Annotated in this window: 13 protein-coding genes and 5 pseudogenes; 9 read left to right on the top strand and 9 right to left on the bottom strand. The window is 31.2% G+C overall.

Annotated features, from left to right (window positions below; all coding sequences use genetic code 11):
* Positions 1-11: 11 nt before the first annotated feature.
* Positions 12-1,340, top strand: a complete 1,329-nt coding sequence (gene cstB / locus LFT63_RS12150) for a persulfide dioxygenase-sulfurtransferase CstB (RefSeq protein WP_340769443.1) — start codon at positions 12-14, stop codon at positions 1,338-1,340.
* Between the two features lie 253 nt (positions 1,341-1,593).
* Here cstB and LFT63_RS12145 read toward each other — a convergent pair.
* A pseudogene (locus tag LFT63_RS12145) lies at positions 1,594-1,932 on the bottom strand (HAD hydrolase family protein); the annotation flags it as partial.
* Positions 1,933-2,149: 217 nt separating this feature from the next.
* Positions 2,150-3,166: a hemolysin family protein gene (locus LFT63_RS12140; protein WP_340769441.1), complete on the bottom strand. Its 1,017-nt coding sequence runs from the start codon at positions 3,164-3,166 to the stop codon at positions 2,150-2,152.
* Positions 3,167-3,339: 173 nt separating this feature from the next.
* On the opposite strand from LFT63_RS12140, the pseudogene LFT63_RS12135 reads away from it, so the two are divergent.
* The 6 genes and pseudogenes from LFT63_RS12135 to LFT63_RS12115 all read left to right on the top strand — a co-directional run.
* Positions 3,340-3,582 (top strand): annotated as a pseudogene (locus tag LFT63_RS12135) (cassette chromosome recombinase CcrB); the annotation flags it as partial.
* 679 nt (positions 3,583-4,261) lie between these two features.
* Entirely contained in the window at positions 4,262-5,800 is a 1,539-nt protein-coding gene (putP, locus tag LFT63_RS12130) for a sodium/proline symporter PutP (RefSeq protein WP_154835995.1), read from the top strand.
* A gap of 533 nt (positions 5,801-6,333) precedes the next feature.
* A complete protein-coding gene (locus LFT63_RS12125) occupies positions 6,334-6,684 on the top strand; it encodes an SAUGI family uracil-DNA glycosylase inhibitor (RefSeq protein ID WP_089589864.1) in 351 nt (116 codons plus the stop codon).
* An 86-nt stretch (positions 6,685-6,770) separates the two neighbouring features.
* Positions 6,771-6,953 (top strand): annotated as a pseudogene (locus LFT63_RS12670) (DUF960 family protein); the annotation flags it as partial.
* Positions 6,948-7,355: pseudogene (locus LFT63_RS12120) on the top strand (DUF1643 domain-containing protein); the annotation flags it as partial. The pseudogenes LFT63_RS12670 and LFT63_RS12120, both read left to right, overlap by 6 nt.
* Before the next feature lie 15 nt (positions 7,356-7,370).
* Positions 7,371-7,592: pseudogene (locus tag LFT63_RS12115) on the top strand (hypothetical protein).
* Positions 7,593-8,016: 424 nt separating this feature from the next.
* Here LFT63_RS12115 and LFT63_RS12110 read toward each other — a convergent pair.
* The 5 genes from LFT63_RS12110 to LFT63_RS12090 form a co-directional block, all read right to left on the bottom strand.
* Positions 8,017-8,499: a YdhK family protein gene (locus LFT63_RS12110; RefSeq protein WP_340769435.1), complete on the bottom strand. Its 483-nt coding sequence runs from the start codon at positions 8,497-8,499 to the stop codon at positions 8,017-8,019.
* 19 nt (positions 8,500-8,518) lie between these two features.
* The gene (locus LFT63_RS12105) at positions 8,519-9,952 is read right to left on the bottom strand and encodes a multicopper oxidase family protein (RefSeq protein ID WP_017636308.1); all 1,434 of its coding nucleotides are present in this window, start codon (positions 9,950-9,952) and stop codon (positions 8,519-8,521) included.
* A 14-nt stretch (positions 9,953-9,966) separates the two neighbouring features.
* Positions 9,967-12,030 (bottom strand): heavy metal translocating P-type ATPase, encoded by a 2,064-nt coding sequence (locus LFT63_RS12100; protein WP_017636309.1) that lies wholly within the window; start codon positions 12,028-12,030, stop codon positions 9,967-9,969.
* A 633-nt stretch (positions 12,031-12,663) separates the two neighbouring features.
* Positions 12,664-13,104 (bottom strand): antibiotic biosynthesis monooxygenase family protein, encoded by a 441-nt coding sequence (locus tag LFT63_RS12095; RefSeq protein WP_236549873.1) that lies wholly within the window; start codon positions 13,102-13,104, stop codon positions 12,664-12,666.
* Between the two features lie 197 nt (positions 13,105-13,301).
* Positions 13,302-14,444 carry an RNA-guided endonuclease TnpB family protein gene (locus LFT63_RS12090; protein ID WP_340769427.1) on the bottom strand — a complete coding sequence of 381 codons (1,143 nt, stop codon included), beginning with the start codon at positions 14,442-14,444 and terminating at the stop codon, positions 13,302-13,304.
* Positions 14,445-14,516: 72 nt separating this feature from the next.
* Here LFT63_RS12090 and tnpA point away from each other — a divergent pair, with 72 nt between their 5' ends.
* Both tnpA and LFT63_RS12080 read left to right on the top strand, forming a co-directional pair.
* The gene (gene tnpA, locus LFT63_RS12085) at positions 14,517-14,963 is read left to right on the top strand and encodes an IS200/IS605 family transposase (RefSeq protein ID WP_372868721.1); all 447 of its coding nucleotides are present in this window, start codon (positions 14,517-14,519) and stop codon (positions 14,961-14,963) included.
* A 334-nt stretch (positions 14,964-15,297) separates the two neighbouring features.
* Positions 15,298-15,723, top strand: coding sequence for a pyridoxamine 5'-phosphate oxidase family protein (locus LFT63_RS12080; RefSeq protein ID WP_017636312.1), 426 nt, complete (start codon positions 15,298-15,300; stop codon positions 15,721-15,723).
* A gap of 176 nt (positions 15,724-15,899) precedes the next feature.
* On the opposite strand, the gene LFT63_RS12075 is transcribed toward LFT63_RS12080, so the two are convergent.
* Positions 15,900-17,405, bottom strand: a complete 1,506-nt coding sequence (locus LFT63_RS12075) for a phytoene desaturase family protein (RefSeq protein WP_017636313.1) — start codon at positions 17,403-17,405, stop codon at positions 15,900-15,902.
* Positions 17,402-18,283: a phytoene/squalene synthase family protein gene (locus tag LFT63_RS12070; protein WP_340769423.1), complete on the bottom strand. Its 882-nt coding sequence runs from the start codon at positions 18,281-18,283 to the stop codon at positions 17,402-17,404. The genes LFT63_RS12075 and LFT63_RS12070 overlap by 4 nt, the downstream gene beginning before the upstream one ends.
* Positions 18,284-18,305 lie beyond the last annotated feature (22 nt).

Genomic DNA, 18,305 nt, shown 5'->3' with positions numbered 1-18,305 from the left:
GGAATGATATTATGTTTTTTAAACAATTTTATGATAAACATTTATCCCAAGCATCTTATTTAATCGGTTGTCAAAAAACTGGAGAAGCCATGATTATTGATCCTATTCGTGACTTATCTTCATATATTCGAGTTGCTGATGAAGAAGGTTTAACCATTACTCATTCAGCTGAAACACATATACATGCAGATTTTGCTTCAGGAATTAGAGATGTTGCTATAAAGTTAAATGCTAATATCTATGTATCAGGTGAAAGTGATGACACATTAGGTTATAAAAATATGCCTAACCACACTCATTTTGTTCAACATAATGACGATATTTATGTAGGAAATATAAAATTAAAAGTGCTTCATACACCTGGTCACACGCCAGAAAGTATAAGTTTTTTACTTACTGACGAAGGTGCTGGAGCACAAGTTCCAATGGGACTATTCAGTGGTGATTTTATTTTTGTAGGAGATATCGGTAGACCTGATTTACTAGAAAAAGCGGTTAAAGTAGAAGGATCATCTGAAATAGGCGCTAAACAAATGTTTAAATCGATTAAAAGTATTAAAGACTTGCCAGACTACATTCAAATTTGGCCTGGCCATGGCGCTGGTAGTCCTTGTGGTAAATCTTTAGGTGCTATTCCAACATCTACGCTTGGCTATGAAAAACAAACGAACTGGGCTTTTTTTGAAAATAACGAAGCTACCTTTATCGATAAACTCATTTCTGACCAACCTGCACCACCACATCATTTTGCACAAATGAAAAAAATTAATCAATTCGGTATGAATTTATATCAACCTTATACGGTTTATCCAACTACAAGTACAAACAGATTAACTTTTGATCTCCGCAGTAAGGAGGCTTATCATGGTGGACATATTGAAGGTACAATCAATATTCCATATGATAAAAATTTCATCAATCAAATTGGCTGGTATCTAAACTATGATCAAGAAATTAACTTGATTGGAGACTATCACCTTATTTCAAAAGCAACACATACCTTACAACTCATTGGATACGATGATGTTGCTGGATATCAATTACCTCAATCTAAGATTCAAACACGTTCCATTCATAGTGAAGACATTACAGGTAACGAATCACATATATTAGATGTACGTAATGATAATGAATGGAATAATGGCCACTTATCTCAAGCGGTTCATGTACCACACAGCAAACTTTTAGAAACAGATTTACCTTTCAATAAAAACGATATTATTTATGTACACTGTCAGTCTGGCATTAGAAGTTCGATAGCTATTGGTATTTTAGAACATAAAGGTTATCACAACATTATTAATGTAAATGAAGGTTACAAAGATATACACCTTTCTTAATATTTATACTAATGAAGAAGGACTATAAGTAGTTAGATATAGCTTATAGTCCCTTTTTATATTATTGGATACATATCTATTTAAAAATCATTTATGTATCCTCGCTTTATATCATTTAATAAATATTTTACATAGTGCATACCTTTTTTGTTTATTGATGTGTTCAAAAAACATAACAGCAATTCTTATAAACCTCATATGTTCTGATACGTTCAAAATTCCTTTATGATGCGGTTTATCGTATAAAAGTTAATTACATATTGTTGCATTCACTATGATTATCGTCATTTATAAGTAATATATTCAATGTTTCTATTACGCCATCTCTATCATTATTAATTGAAATTAAATTTGCTTTACTTTTAAGTTCTGGATAAGCGTTGTCCATAGCAACTTTGTATCGTGCATGCTCAAATAAAGGAACATCATTTAAACCATCACTTAATACAATCGTTTGTTCACTACTTATATTTAATAAATTTTGTAAAAAACGAATCGTTTTTCCTTTATCAACGTCTTTAGCTACTGCTTCGATAGCAGCTTGAATATGTTTACGTAAATATTCAATACGATAGTCATCATGAATATGTCCATAACAATGAATCGTCTAGTCTTAAATGATTCGTTTAATCAATGATACTTGTTCGCCAACTACAGTAAAACGATTACTAATTTTCAATCTTCTCATTTCATGTAATCGTTATAGTTACAAATTGAGTCGGATGTCAAAGTTTAAAGTCGGTAAATAAAAAATGCCCTATCATTCAAACTTTCAAATCTCAATGATAGGGGCAGTATAAACAGTTGTATTAATTATATTCATCTTCAATATCGCCAACGATTTCTTCAAGAATATTTTCTAAAGTAATGATACCTTTGAAATCAGCATTATCATAAACTGCAGCAATATGAACTTTTTTCTTTTTCATTATTTCCAAAATGTGCTTCAATGGCGTATTCAGTTTAACGTTGATAATTGGATTAACAAATGTCACTAACTTAGATGGCTGATCCACATTAAATAATGATTTGGAATGGATAAAACCAACAATTTGATCATCTTTAATAGCTGGATATCTTGTAAATGCATCTACTTTAATTTGTTGAATCTCATCATCAAAACGCGTATTTAAATTGAGTGTTTTGACATGTTCTTGATCGATCATAATATCTTTTGCGACTAAATTATCGAATTTAAATGCTTGGTTAATATGGTGTAACTCACTGTCATTAATTTCGCCACCTTCATGGCTATCTTGAATTAATTGTTTCAATTCTTCTTCAGAGTGGAATACCTCACTCTCTTTAGCTGGTTTCATGTTGAACATTTTCAAGATTAATCGTGCTGCACCATTTAATAGCCAAATAAATGGATACATTATTTTATAGAAAAAGATGATTGGCTTCGCAAAGAGTAATGTAATATACTCAGCTTTTTGAATCGCAATGGTCTTAGGCGCCATCTCACCTACAACTACATGTAAAAATGTCGCGATAACAAACGCACCACCAATAGTAAATGGATGTATCCATGCTTCAGGAATACCTATACTACTGAATAGTGGGTTTAGAATAAATTCAAATGTGGATTCCCCTACCATACCAATACCTAAAGCGGTAATGGTAATACCTAATTGACAGGCAGCTAAGTATTCGTCAAGATGATCGACAACTTTTTTAGCAGCGATTGCTTTCTTCTCTCCTGCATTAAACAATTGTGCAATTCTTGTTTCTCTGACTTTCACGATAGCAAACTCTGTCGCTACGAAAAATGCCGTTAGGACTAATAATAATATAAAAGTAATCAGACTAAATAGGGTCCCCAAATATGTTCCTCCAAAATAAAAAATATAGACTTACTATTATATGAATTGTATCAACGTTTTTTATATAATCAAAATATTTAAATTTTAAATACTAATATAAATAGTGCTATCTACTAGAACAAGATAAACAAGCTGAATTCCCACATTATAATACTGATATGACTGCTAATGTGTTACAGACAATGTTCAAAGATATTGAAGAATTAGAGAAATAGCAATTGAAATCACTGTATCTAACGATTATCAATCGTATTGATATAAGGATAGATGAATATCATAAAAATTAATTTTACATCATCCTCAAATTGGATAACGCTTTTAATAAACAACTATTTAATAACCATCCACTCGACGAAGTGCTCCTCAGCACTTCGCCTTTATTTTTGCCGCAAACTATATATATAACTATTGAATAAACAATGACTATTCTGTTATTCTTTCATTTATTTTATCTAACCAATTTTAGAATTCTCTTTATCAATTTCAATAACACTTATCTAATGAAACAGCCATTGTCGTAATTATTTTCATAACTACACGAAGCTTATATTGAAATTGCTAAAGAACATCCCACGATAATTTTTTACCGGGAAAGGAATGGGATTTGCAAATTCGAAGAAGCAGAAGGATTGTACAAGCACAATCCCAAAATCCCGTTATTCTTTATAAATAAATAATATATATAAGGAAGCAGAGACCCAATCCTATCATCAATACTTATAAATAATGAGTTGATTGTTCGTCAAAATGGGTGGGATTCCGGGATTTACTTGTTACACCAACGTTTATCACGAGTTTTTATATAGAATTTTCTCATATTGTCAACGGGATTCTTAATAAATGACAAATCAAATATATCGATTTATATGTTACTCAAATATAGTATATTTATTTTTATTATCGTTATATACAAAATCAATGAATATTATATACTAAAAATTAATATTAAAAATATAGTCACTGCTACATAAATATAGTATTTACAATTAATAAGATTCATTAAATACCAAAAATTTAAATTTATCCTTTAAATAACTCTTGTTTTTTGTATAATTATTGTATGTAACAAAAATAAATATAAGGGAGTTATTTAATATGTTTGTTTTAGCTACATCTTTATCAAGCCAAGTGAATCTTGACTGGCGGACATATATCATGCTTGCAGTATATTTTCTAATTTTACTTGTTATTGGATATTATGGTTATAAGCAGGCAACCGGAGATTTAAGAGAATATATGCTTGGTGGAAGAAATATAGGACCTTACGTTACTGCATTATCTGCTGGAGCTTCAGATATGAGTGGTTGGATGATTATGGGGTTACCTGGAGAGGTTTATACAACAGGTTTATCAGCAGCTTGGTTAGCTATTGGGTTAACTATCGGAGCTTATGTTAACTACATACTTGTAGCACCAAGACTTCGTGTGTACACTGAAAAAGCGAATGACTCAATCACATTACCTAACTACTTTACACATCGCCTTAATGATAATTCTAATATTATTAAAATTATCTCTGGTGGTATTATTGTTGTATTCTTTACACTATATACTCACTCGGGTATGGTTTCTGGTGGTAAATTATTTAATAGTGCGTTTGGTCTAGATTATCATACTGGTCTTATTATAGTTTCGGTGATTGTTATTGCTTATACATTCTTTGGGGGGTATTTAGCAGTATCATTAACTGACTTCTTTCAAGGTGTAGTTATGTTAATTGCGATGGTTATGGTACCTATTGTAGCCATGATGCAGCTCGGAGGTATTGATGCTTTTTCTCAAGCAGCAGATTTAAAACCGACTAATTTAGATTTATTTAAAGGTACTACTATTGTGGGAATTATTTCTTTCTTTGCTTGGGGATTAGGTTACTTTGGGCAACCGCATATTATAGTACGATTCATGTCAATCAAATCCGTTAGTCAATTAAAAACTGCCAGAAGATTTGGTATTAGTTGGATGGCTATTAGTTTAATTGGTGCTGTATGTGTAGGGTTGATAGGTATTGCTTTTGTTCAAGATAGAGGAGTTAAATTAAATGATCCAGAAACACTGTTTATTTTAATGGGCCAAATTTTATTCCATCCATTGGTTGGTGGTTTCCTTCTTGCAGCAATTTTAGCAGCTATTATGAGCACAATCTCCTCACAACTACTCGTTACTTCTAGTTCACTTACAGAGGATTTCTATAAATTAATTAGAGGCGAAGAAGCTGCAAAAAAACATAAAAAAGAGTTTTTATTAGTAGGTCGATTATCTGTTCTTATTATAGCAATTATATCTATTATAATCGCATGGACTCCAAATGATACTATACTTAATCTTGTTGGTAATGCATGGGCTGGATTTGGTGCTGCATTTGGTCCACTGGTATTACTATCTCTCTATTGGAAGGGATTAAGTCGTACAGGAGCTATTTCTGGTATGATATCGGGATCAGTTGTAGTCATTATTTGGATTGTTTTTGTGAAACCATTAGGAGAACATATTGATTTCTTTAATTTATATGAAATTATTCCTGGATTTTTAACAAGTTTAATTGTGACTTATATCGTCAGTCTTATAACTAAAAAACCGGATAGAGATGTTGAAAAAGAATTAGAAGAAGTTAAAAAACTTGTGAAAGAAAAATAACACTTTATCACTTAAAGAGGTAGAACAAGAAATTTTGGTTCTATCTCTTATTTTTGTATTTACAAATTTCATTTTATTGAAGTATATAGTTTTTATCAATTTCAATAACACTTATCTAATATAATAGCAAATTGCATTATCTATCTACTACTACATGATGCTTATATTGAAATTGCTAAAGAACATCCCACGATGATTTTTTACCGGGAAACAAATGGGATTTGCAGATTCGAAGAAGCAGAAGGATTGTGCAAGCACAATCCCAAAATCTCGTTATTTTTTATAAATAAATAATATATATAAGGAAGCAGAGAGATACACTCATCATTAATACGTATAAATAATGAGTTGATTGTTCGTCAAAATAGGCGGGATTCCGGTATTTCCTTGTCATAACAATGTTTTTAGCGGTTTTTTATATGGAATTTTCTCTTATTCTCACCGGGATTCGTAATAAATGACAAATCAAATATATATTATCCCAATGATGTATATCAACTACATCACTATCACACTATCTAGGAGGCAATGATATGAAAACAATCACTCAAGAACTCAAACAATATATAACTCGTCTTTTCCAACTATCTAACAATGAAACATGGGAATGTGAAGCGTTAGAAGAAGCAGCAGAAAATATACTTCCTACTCGCTTTGTAGACCATACCCCACTTGCTCATCTTACACTTGAAACTTATACCTACTATAACAATGAACTACATGAGCTAAGTATCTTTCCATTTCTTATGTACGTCAATAACCAACTCATCAGCATTGGTTATTTGGATTATTTTGATATGGACTTTCTCTACCTCACTGATATTAAAAATACGATTATCGATGAACGTCATCTACTAAAAGAAGGAGGGAATCGCCATGAATAATTGGATCAAAGTGGCACAAATATCTGTTACGATTATTAGTCAAGCAATTATCATCATGAAAGAAATTCAAGATGAGGTAAAATAATATGAAAATCAATCGATATATCACAAGAGGCATTAGTGAACAACTATCTCTAGAGCTTCAAATATTACTTTGGAATATGGTGAAAGAAAGAGATAATCACCCCCATACAGATTACCTACACATTTTTAGACTACAAGAAGATAAGAATATATTGTCAATCACACATGAACAAGAACAACCCGCTTGTACAGTGATAACGATGTACCCTCATTTAGATGGTGTATTATCACTCGATCCTACTACTGTTCTCATTCTTAATCAATTAGCGAATTCTGAACAATATGGCGCTGTATATTTAGTGAATTTATTTTCGAATATTAAAACGCCTGAAAATCTCAAACATATCAAAGAACCATACGATGAGCACACAGATATACACTTAATGAAAGCGATAAGTGAAAGTGACACAGTGATTCTAGCTTATGGCGCCTATGCGAAGCGGCCTATTGTCGTCAAACGTGTTGAGCAAGTGATGGAAATGTTGAAGCCTCACAAAAAGAAAGTTAAAAAACTCGTTAATCCAGCAACAAATGAAATCATGCATTCACTAAACCCTAAAGCACGTCAAAAATGGACATTAAAATAAAAAGGAGGGTTATCTATGAACCGTGAAACTACACAATCAGACTGGTGAACGGTTGCTAATTGTTTAGCGTCACAAAATTATATATCAATAGTAAAAGGGCTAGTACATCACTTCACAGCAATTGAAGATGAAGAAATATTGGGGAAAATCTATGAAGATTTTATGAATGACGATTGTATTACAACGGTACTTAATAATGATTTACAGACAATTATTAACCATTATCTATCAAAATGAAAACTATATTCTAATAAAACTAGAGCATCCTTCACTTTGCAGTGAGGGATGCTTTAGTTTATCCATTATTTCTCATTTTATTATTTTTTAATGCATTTTTATTACCAATAAATCTTACCAAATTATAATCCAACCTTAATTTAAAATTTTTATTGCTATAATTATAGCATAAAAGATAACTACTAAAACTGAAAAACCGCATCACTTATGATATGCTTCTGCGTATCGGTTAATGATGTGGTTTTTAATTATATAATTTCAATTAATAACGTAATGAACAGTTTTTTGATAAATGTTATTCTTCTAAAATTCTTTTTAATTTACACACTAAAAAATATCCTCCTTAACAATAATAAGTTATTTAAATTATTGATTAAGGGGGATATTTTTATATCTATTTATTTCTCAATCTAGAACTAGATTTTTATCGTGCTTTCAGTTCATTTACTGTCATCCATTTATGATTTTTAATGATTTTACCATTATCTTTGGATTTGTAATCAACTACGTAAACAGTAGTCTTTTTCACGTTATCTATATTGGCTGTAGCACCTTTCATATCAGACATATGACTTGCTTCTAATTTAACAGTATCGCCCTTACTAAATCCATCTTTAGGTGCATCTTTGATCTCTTCGTTTACGACCCTTTTATGATTGTTTACTTTTTCATTTCCACTTGTGGGTTTATAACTTACAACATAGGCATATGTTTTATACGCACCTTTTACAGTAGCTTCTGCACCTTTCATACCTGGCATATGTCCTGCTGTAATCGTTACTTTATCTCCTACTTTAAATTCACCTTCATTAGTCGATTTCATATCTTCAGGAACTTTACTTTCATCATTATGCTTCATATGGCTCTCACTTTTTTGGTCATTAGTGTCTTCATCTTTTTTCATCATATTAAAATTTCCCTATTGATTAGTTTGTTACTTTTACTTGACCCATCATTCCATTATCTTCATGCTCAAGTATATGACAGTGAAACATGTATGTTCCAGTATTTTTAAATACAACCTCTATTTTAGCTTTTTGTCCAGGTTCCAAAGATATAACATCCTTTTTACCCCTCATATCTTTTGGAGGTTTCTCCCCATCCACAGATAAAACTTTAAATTGCGTTCCATGGATGTGGAAAGGATGTTTCATACCACCCATTTTATCTTTGACGTTTTCAATTTCCCATACTTCTTTCTGGTTTAACTTTTGTGTAAAATCTATTCTGTTAGGATCGAATTTATTACCATTAATGGTAACATTATCATTCATACCTTCTAATTTTATTTTCTTACCTACTTTTGGTGTATTACTTTTGTTAGAACTTTTCTCTTTGTTACTAATCGGTAAAATTACAGTTTTATCATTATCAACCAGACTGATTTTCTCGCCTTTCATTTTAGATAAATCTATTACTATTTCTTTTCTTTCTGAAGGAGCTAAATTAATTTCTTTTAATTTTTTAGCGTTTTTTAATTGACCGCCATCTGAAGCAATATACTCAAAACTTTGATTATTACTTAGCTTAAGATTTAAATCTCGAGCATTAGAACCATTTAAAAGTCTCAAACGTATTTTCTCTTCTTTTGCTGTAAGTTTGGGGTTTACTATTCCGTTCACAAGAACAGTATCACCTTGAGTGCCATCTTCGTCTTTCGTTTTTGAATAATTTAATTTTTTAGATACAAATGTTTTATCTTGGATTATTATAGGCAAATCATTTTTTCCATAATTACTAGGATAATTATTCTTTTTACTATCTTCTATATATAATAATCCTGATAAGCCATTATAAACTTGTTTAGCTGTATTTGGAGAGGGGTGGGGGTGATACCATAACGTAGCAGAATCTTGATTAACCTCAAATTTTATAGTTTTTTCTTTTCCTGGTTTTATAACCTGAGAAGGCCCTCCATCCACTTTTCCATTTACTTCTAATCCATGCCAATGAAATGTTGTATTTTCATCTAAGTTATTTATTAACTTAATTTTAACTTTATCTCCTTTTTTTAATTTTAAAGTTGGTCCAAGTAAATTTCCATTGTAGCCTAGAGTATTAGAAAAATTATTTTTGTAAAACTCTGTCTTTCCTTCCTGAGCTTTTAATGTATAATTTTTATAACCATTGTTATCTTTTTTTGACTCTGCAACTTTAGGGAATATTATTTCATTTTTTCCTTGTGAAGAATTTAATTTCTTTCTTTCGTCATGATGTTTCATATTTGTCATATCCATTGTATTTTTCTTATCTTCTTTCATATTCATCATATCATTCTTACTTTCTGCGAAAGTATCATTAGACGCAATAATTGTTATGGAAAAAATTATAATTAAAATTGCAAAAACTTTATTATACATAAGGTTTACCTCTTTTATTTTAATTTTAATGTAAAAGCATTAATCGCTACTATAACTGTACTTAAAGACATTAATATTGCTCCTACAGCTGGTGATAAAATCAAGCCGATAAATGCTAAAATACCAGCTGCTAAAGGTACAGCAACAATATTATAACCTGCACCCCACCATAAGTTTTGCACCATTTTTCTCATAGTATTATTTGAAAGGGTCAAGAAATGAATAATATCTGATGGATTACTTTTAACAAGTATGATATCACCTGAATCCACTGCAACATCTGTGCCTGCACCAATTGCTATACCAATATCGGCTCTTATAAGACTCGGCGCATCGTTGATACCGTCTCCGACCATCATGACTTTATTACCGTCACTTTGATAATCTTTTATAATGCTTTCCTTATCTTCTGGCATGAGTTGTGCGTGGACATCACTAATACCTAATTCTTTTGCGACAGCGTGTGCCACTTCATTATTATCACCTGTAAGCATGACTGGTGTAATATTTCTTGATAGTAAATCAGCTACCATTTGTTTTGAGCTTTCTTTAATTTGATCTCCTTGAGCAATCATGCCAATGACTTGTTGATCCTCAATTAAATAACTGATTGAATTACCTTGTTGAGCTAATTTAGTAAACAAGTCATTGTCATAATTAAGTTTATGTTTATCAAGATAAGAGACATTTGTTATTTTATATGTTTTATTATCAATTAAACCTTCTAATCCGACACCTGGAATATTATTAACGTCTTGTGGGTTAGTAAATGAAACATTTTTACTTTTCGCAAAATCAACAATACTTATAGCTAATGGGTGATTAGATTGACTTTCTAATGAGGCGAAAAGGCTTAATATTGTATCATTACTCAAATCATTTTTAAAGCTCTCATAATGATTCACAGAAAAGTTACCCTCAGTTAAAGTACCAGTTTTATCCATCATTACATAATCGATATGTTGAGCTATTTCTACAGACTCTCTATTTTTAATAATTAAACCGTTATGTGCACCAATTGAAGTAGAACGTGCAGTGACTAAAGGTATTGCCAAGCCTAAAGCATGTGGACAAGCAATGACTAACACAGTTACAAGACGTTCTAATGCAAAATCAACATCATTTTGAATGAGCATCCAGACAATAAAAGAAATCACGCCAACACTTACAGCAAAGTAGAATAAATAACCCGCTACTTTATCAGATAACAATTCAGCACTAGATTTATCATTTTGTGCTTGATTAACAAGTCCCATAACTTGAGAAAGATATCCATCTTCTCCCACAGCTGTAACCTTGACTTGTATTGTTCCAGACCCATTAATAGAACCCCCGATGACGTTGTCATTTTGATTTTTTTGTACTTTTTTAGATTCTCCAGTGACTAGGGATTCATCTATAGATGTTTGTCCTTGAACGATAATACCATCTGTTGGAATACTTTCTCCGGCTTTTACTTCGACGATATCATCAGTCATGATGTCTGATATTTTAACTTCTTCACGTTGGCCATTATCCATAACTTTAATAGCACTATTAGGTAACAGTTCTGCCATTTTCTTTAAAGCATCTCCAGCATTTCCGACAGCATTCATTTCTATCCAATGTCCTAATAGCATAATTAAAATTAAGGTTGCTAATTCCCAAAAAAAGTCCATTGTATGACCAGTTGCACTACTAAAGTTATTCATATAAAAAGCATACAAGCTATAAATATAAGCTACTGAAATACCTAGGGCAACTAAGGTCATCATGCCTGGTTTTTTTGTAGCAATTTCATCTTTACCACCAGACAAGAACGGTTTACCACCATAAAAGAATAAAATTGTACTTAATATTAACACTACCCATTCAGAACCTGGAAATGTGAATTGAAAAGGTAAGTTAACACCCATCATTGGCGATAAAAGAATGATAGGTATTGCAAAAATTAATGAAACAAAAAACTTAACTTTAAAATTTCCATGATGATGTGCATGGCCACTATGATGATGATGTGAGGCATGGTTATCATGATGCATTTGATTAGAATGATTCATGTGATTTTGATGATTATGCGCTTCACCATTATTATTCAAATTAACCCCTCCTAATGAAAATGTTATAGTAAAGTTACTTATACTATAACATATACCCCAATGGGGTATAAATAATTTCGATTTATCTCCATTTATGGATTTATTTATATCATTCTGAAAATGATGTCTATACGTCCTACATTAGACCTTGTCATCGATGTTTAAAATAAGGTTTTAATTAAAAAATCTCATCTGAATTATCGCATGACAATACACTCTGACCAAGGTTAGCATTATCAACACAAGTCATATATTAATATGCTTAAAGAAAATAACGTATTTCAAAGTAGGTCTAGAAAAGCAAATTGTCTAGATCATTATTTAAAGAAGCCAGTAAATGAATTCATAATAAACTCATTTACTGGCTATTCTTCTAGTATTTATATTCAGTCTTTTCAAACTATATTAATCATTTTTTAATTCTTAAATTCTACGCCACAATAGCTGCATTTTATTAAAGATACTATATATTCAATCAATTTCAGAGTGAGTTATATACAACCTCATTTATAGTATGAGTCTGCTTATCAGTGATTTTGCTAAAAATTTTATATCGCTTAAAAAATAGACAAGTTAGTATTTAAATAACTCGCCTATATGTTTTCAGAAATATCATTTAATTCAAAAATTATGTTATTTAAATTCTAAACTAATATTAAATGATAGGTTTCTGTTTACAATAGATTTATCAGCGCCTTGTTTGGTTCCTCTATTTTTATGGGATGTTTTATATTCCTGAGACTCTTGCCAATGTTTGTAAGCTGCTTCGTCTTGCCAAAACGTAATGATAACATGATGTTCATGTGTACTATGTGGCTTTAGAAATAATAGATTTTCAAACCCTTCAGTATTCTCTAGATGTTTATCTCTATTTAAGAACACACGCTCGAAGTCTGCCTCTAAACCAGGATTAGCATATAAATGGTTTAAAACTGCATAACCATATTGTGGCAAATCATTAATTTGTTCTAATATAGTATAGTGGTATGTCACATTAAATCTATTAATAGTTACCTCATTATTATTTTTGTCTAAATAAATACGATGTATTTCATTTTTTAACAAATGAATCACTCCTTTTTATTGGATGACATGTCAAAATTGCTTAAATTTATCCATAACATAATCTCTACTATTTTTATGATTCACGATAGTCTGTGGATAATCTTTTCCAATTTCAATATGATGAACTACATCGTTACTAAAGTAACGAGTTTCTAGGAACACTCATGACTTGATTTACTTATTTCAAAGTAAATCAGTGGTCTAAGCTATTTGACTAAGGCTTGTCCCAAGCCTACATTTCTTATATTTTTCGCTGCGTTAATATCTCTATCATGTAAAGTATGACATGATGAGCAACGCCAATGGCGTATATTTAATGTTTTTTTGCCACTATCATGACCACAATTAGAACAGAATTGTGAGGTTTTATATGGATTGACACAATGTAACTGTTTGCCGTATCGTTCACATTTATATTTTAATATTATTTTAAATTGATGCCATGATTGTGAGGCAATAATACGTGCTAAGTGATGATTTTTTAACAGATTAGATGTTTTCAAATCTTCAATGACAATCACATCATAGTTTTTGACTAAATCTGTCGTGATTTTATGAATATAGTCTTTACGCGTATGAGCTATTTTTTCATGAATACGAGCGACTTGTTGACGTGCTTTCTGATAATTTTTTGATTCTGACAATGACTTATCTTCAGCTTTGGCACGTAATCGACGCCTTGCCATTCTTTTTTCCCAAACATGTAACTGTTTTTGGTATTTTAAATGCAACCTTTGAGAACGATATTTATGACCGTCAGATGTAATCGCAAAATCAGAAACGCCTAAATCTATACCTACAGTTTGATGTGTTTTAGGTAAAGTTTGATTTTCACTTGTAACTAAAACAGACATCATATACTTACCACTTGGTTTTTGTTTAATAGTAACTGATTTGATACGTTCATTTTCAATATGAGGTACACTCATTCTACACTTAACCCAACCTAATTTAGGAAGTTTAACATAACGTTGATTGCCATTAAAACGTATATTCTCCCCTCTTATTGTACTTAAATAAGACTGTACCGTTTGTTTTCTTGATTTAAATTTAGGATAGCGACAACCTCCTTTAAAGAAACGGTCAAATGTATCAGATAATGTTTTAACAGAACATTGAATCGCGACACTGTCTACATCTTTTAACCAAGGATATTCCCGTTTTAACTGAGGGATTAATGAAGATAGTTTTGAATAAGATAACATTTTAAGGTTAGCGTTATTTTGATATCGTTCTTTTAACATACCTAACATTTGATTCCAAATGAATCGTGTATGACCAAAAGTCATTTGTATCAGTTCAGCTTGTTTTTGATTTGGATATAGTTTATATTCGATTCCTTTATACATATGTGTCACCTCCTTTTACACTTATATGATAACACACATATGACTTTGTTTAAACCAATATTAAATGCTATAATTAAGGTTTATAGGAGGTTTCATATGATTGTTAAAACAAGAACGAATGTGTATGATTTTAATTTTCATCTTGTATGGGTGACTAAGTATCGTGCTTCAATTTTTGATACAGATTTAAAGCGTAATGAGATGAAACGTATACTTGAAAATATATCTCATCGTTACGATATCACTATTCAAGAAATCGAAGTGATGTCAGACCATATTCACATGTTACTAAGTTTCAATCCCAAACATGCCCCAAGTTCTATTGTTAAGACGCTCAAAGGACGTTCTGCGAGAGAATGGTTTCAACTATTTCCCGAGACGAAAAAACAACTATGGAATGGGCATTTATGGTCACCCAGTTTTTTCATGTCGACACTTGGTAATATGTCTAAAGATGTTGTAGAACAATACATTCAAAATCAATTGACAGAGTACAATGCAGGTCGCCCAAGACAATGATTCAACTCGGTACTCAAGTACCGAGTTTTCTCATTTGGCGACCTCTAATAAAATACAATTTATTTATCTCATTTTGATGCTTCACTATATATTGAAAAAGTGGATTATCTTTCGTTCTAAAAACTCTGTTAAGTATGACTCCTAAATGGATTTTATTGCTTCCCAGCTTTTTTCATACAAATTCACTTTATCATTGTCCTTTAACTTAAGATTGTGTTTTCAATCATATACCCGTTTTAACTTTTGTATAATTCACTTAAAAATAAAATAAATTTTAATACCTTACATATTATAGGCAACTTCAGTGTATATTATTATCAGAGGTGATTAAATTATGAATAACGAACAATTACAAAATGAAATTGAAAATATATTAAATACATCAAAAATAGGTGTTCTATCTACTGCACATAACAATACACCTAATAGTAGATACATGATATTTTATAATGATGGACACACACTTTATACTAAGACAAGCATTGAGTCTAAAAAAATTGATGAATTGAAAGATAATCCCAAAGCTCATGTACTTATAGGTTACGATGAAACGAATAATCGTAGTTTTCTAGAAATTGATGCTAATGTTGAAATACTGAAAGATCAAGAGACTATTGATTGGATTTGGAACAAACAAGATAAGTCCTTTTTTGACTCTAAGGATGATCCAAACTTGTGTGTAATTAAAGTAATACCAAAATCCATAAAAATTATGAACGATAAAAAATTAGACACACCACAAACCATTACGTTCGATTAGTTAAAAAGGCGAGCCTGGGACATAAATAGATGTCTCAGGCTCGTTTTCAATTTGGCAGTAGGTGACTGAATTGAAAATGCGATTATATCAAGCTTTTTTCAATTCTAGTCACCCTTGCCGGAGTGGGACTACGAAATCTATATTAGAAAATTTGATTTCTGTCCCACCCCCGCTTTTTATATACCATTATTAATATCTTCTAACATAGCATCAACTGTAATTTTAGCACTCGTCAGTACAATTGGCACTCCTGCCCCTGGATGAACACTAGCTCCAGCAAAATACAAATTTTTGTAATCTCTGCTCACATTAGGCGGTCTGTAATAGTTACTTTGCGCTAAAGTAGGCATTAAACCAAAGGCTGCTCCAAATTTAGCATTATAATCTCCTTCAAAATCCTTAGGTGTATAAATAATTTCTGTCACAACTTGCTTTTTCAAATCTTCTAACGCTTTAATCGTAGAAAGCTTATTGTAAATAATATCTTTCACTTGTGTGATTGTTGACTCATCAGACCAATCCGTATCACCTGTTTTCAATTCTGAAACGGGCATCAGCACATAAATACCTGTTTGACCTTCTGGCGCTAACGACTGATCTTCCACACTAGGAGCGTATACATATATTGATGGATCTTGGGATATTTCGCCAGAAAATATTTCATTGATATTATTATCAAAATCCTTTGAAAATATAACATTATGTAACAAGATATCTTCAGATAAATCTTTATCAACCCCTATGTACATTAAAAAGGCTGAGCAAGAATAGTCCATATTATCAATTTTCTGTGTCGTATACTTCTTAGGATGATGTTCATTTTTAATTAAAGATGAAGTAGCATATGGGAAATCAGCAGTACAAATTATTTTGTCATACTTTTCTATATGTCCGTTTACTTTTAGTCCCTCCGCACACTTATACCTACCATCAATGATAATTTCTTCAACGTTTGCGTTGGTATAAATTTGAGTATCTAATTCTTCATTTAGCGTTTGAAGTGCTCTGACAAAGCTATACATACCACCTTTTATAAAGTGAACACCAAACATTAACTCTATCATGGGTATAATTGAATACAATGACGGGCTTCGTTTAGGGTCGATACCTATATATAATGTTTGAAACGCTAAAATCTTTTGGATTTTTTCATTATCAACATATTTTTCAATTAAATTATCTGCTTTATCAAATGTTTTGAGTTTCATACCTTGATATATAGTAAAAGGATTATAAAAATCTGTAGGTTTCCTAAACGTACGTTCTAGAAAATATTTTCGTGCTATTTCGTATCTTTCGTATATATCTGTTAAAAAGGACATAAAACCATGTGTAGAGTTAGATTCAATACTTTCAAGCATATCTCTTAATTGAGCAAGATCTGTAGGAACGCGAATTTGATCTGTTTCACTAAAATAAACATCATATATATGTGATAATTGTTTAATTTCCAAGTAATCATTCATATTTTTTTGAGCATAATTAAAAACGTCTCGATAAATCTCAGGCATCATTACGATGGTTGGTCCCATATCAAATGTAAATCCATCTTGCTTGATCTGATTCATCCTGCCACCTATTTGTTGGTTCTTTTCATATAAATCTACTTGGTGACCGTTTGCTGCTAATCTTGAAGCTGCAGCTAAACCTGAAACACCGCCGCCTATAACTGCAATCTTCATAATGTTTCACTCCTATTATATTTCGCACTAAGTTCATGATAAATTTTCATTTTTTTCAATTTGCTTACATATACTTTCTTATGCAACGTATAGTTTGCCTTCCTTACTTCCACAAGTATTTCATGATAAGCTATCGCAGCTAATTCGATAATGTAACGTACCTCTTCGTCAAAATAATTAATACCGTTTAATGCAATATCATATAACCTAACTGCCTCTGTAGCGTAACTTTCCCACAGTTCTATATAATTTGGCGTAACTCCTTCATAATATATAGAATGTAGATTAACTCGATATTGAGCTAATTTTTCAACACTTAGATAAATTCTTCCATTTTGAAAATCTTCGCCGACATCTCTTAAAATATTAGTTATTTGCATTGCCTTGCCTAAAGCAATCGCAGCTTCTTCAGCTTGCTCGAAATTATTTTCATTTGATGAAGTTAATATAGGAGTTAACAATTCACCGACAGTACCTGCCACACCATAGCAATACTCATATAAATCTGAATCAGTTTTCATTTCTTTTAAAACTAAATCTTCCTTCACATATTGAATTAAAGATTCAAAAGGTTTTTTAGGTATTGAATATGTATTCAATGTATTACTTAAAGCATTCATAATAGCTGCATCACTTTGATACGCTTGAATATAATCACAATCGCTATAAATCACATCTAAATCTCTAGCTATGCCGTTTAATTGCTCAAGATCTTTGTATTTATCAATACTGTCATCTATAATTCTGCAAACTGCATAAATAGCCCAAATTGCTTTTTTCCTTTTTAAATCCAAAAAATCAAAGGCATATGAGAACGTTTTTGAATGTTCTTTCATTATATTGTGACAATAATTATCATCTCTCTCTAATTGATTCATTTATTGGCCTCCTCAGTAAACC

Source organism: Staphylococcus sp. FSL H8-0121, assembly GCF_038008425.1.
In the GTDB taxonomy this organism is placed as follows: Bacteria; Bacillota; Bacilli; order Staphylococcales; family Staphylococcaceae; genus Staphylococcus; species Staphylococcus pasteuri.
Note: the sequence above shows the minus strand (reverse complement) of the source record. Positions and strands in the feature narration are given on the sequence as shown.

Bases quoted from the DNA above. Each gene is read 5' to 3' on its own strand.
- LFT63_RS12105 (WP_017636308.1), bottom strand. From the start codon at position 9,952: ATGTATAATAAAGTTTTTGCAATTTTAATTATAATTTTTTCCATAACA.
- LFT63_RS12070 (WP_340769423.1), bottom strand. From the start codon at position 18,283: ATGAATCAATTAGAGAGAGATGATAATTATTGTCACAATATAATGAAA.
- LFT63_RS12125 (WP_089589864.1), top strand. From the start codon at position 6,334: ATGAAAACAATCACTCAAGAACTCAAACAATATATAACTCGTCTTTTC.
- putP (WP_154835995.1), top strand. From the start codon at position 4,262: ATGTTTGTTTTAGCTACATCTTTATCAAGCCAAGTGAATCTTGACTGG.
- LFT63_RS12110 (WP_340769435.1), bottom strand. From the start codon at position 8,499: ATGATGAAAAAAGATGAAGACACTAATGACCAAAAAAGTGAGAGCCAT.
- LFT63_RS12090 (WP_340769427.1), bottom strand. From the start codon at position 14,444: ATGTATAAAGGAATCGAATATAAACTATATCCAAATCAAAAACAAGCT.
- LFT63_RS12075 (WP_017636313.1), bottom strand. From the start codon at position 17,405: ATGAAGATTGCAGTTATAGGCGGCGGTGTTTCAGGTTTAGCTGCAGCT.
- cstB (WP_340769443.1), top strand. From the start codon at position 12: ATGTTTTTTAAACAATTTTATGATAAACATTTATCCCAAGCATCTTAT.
- LFT63_RS12080 (WP_017636312.1), top strand. From the start codon at position 15,298: ATGAATAACGAACAATTACAAAATGAAATTGAAAATATATTAAATACA.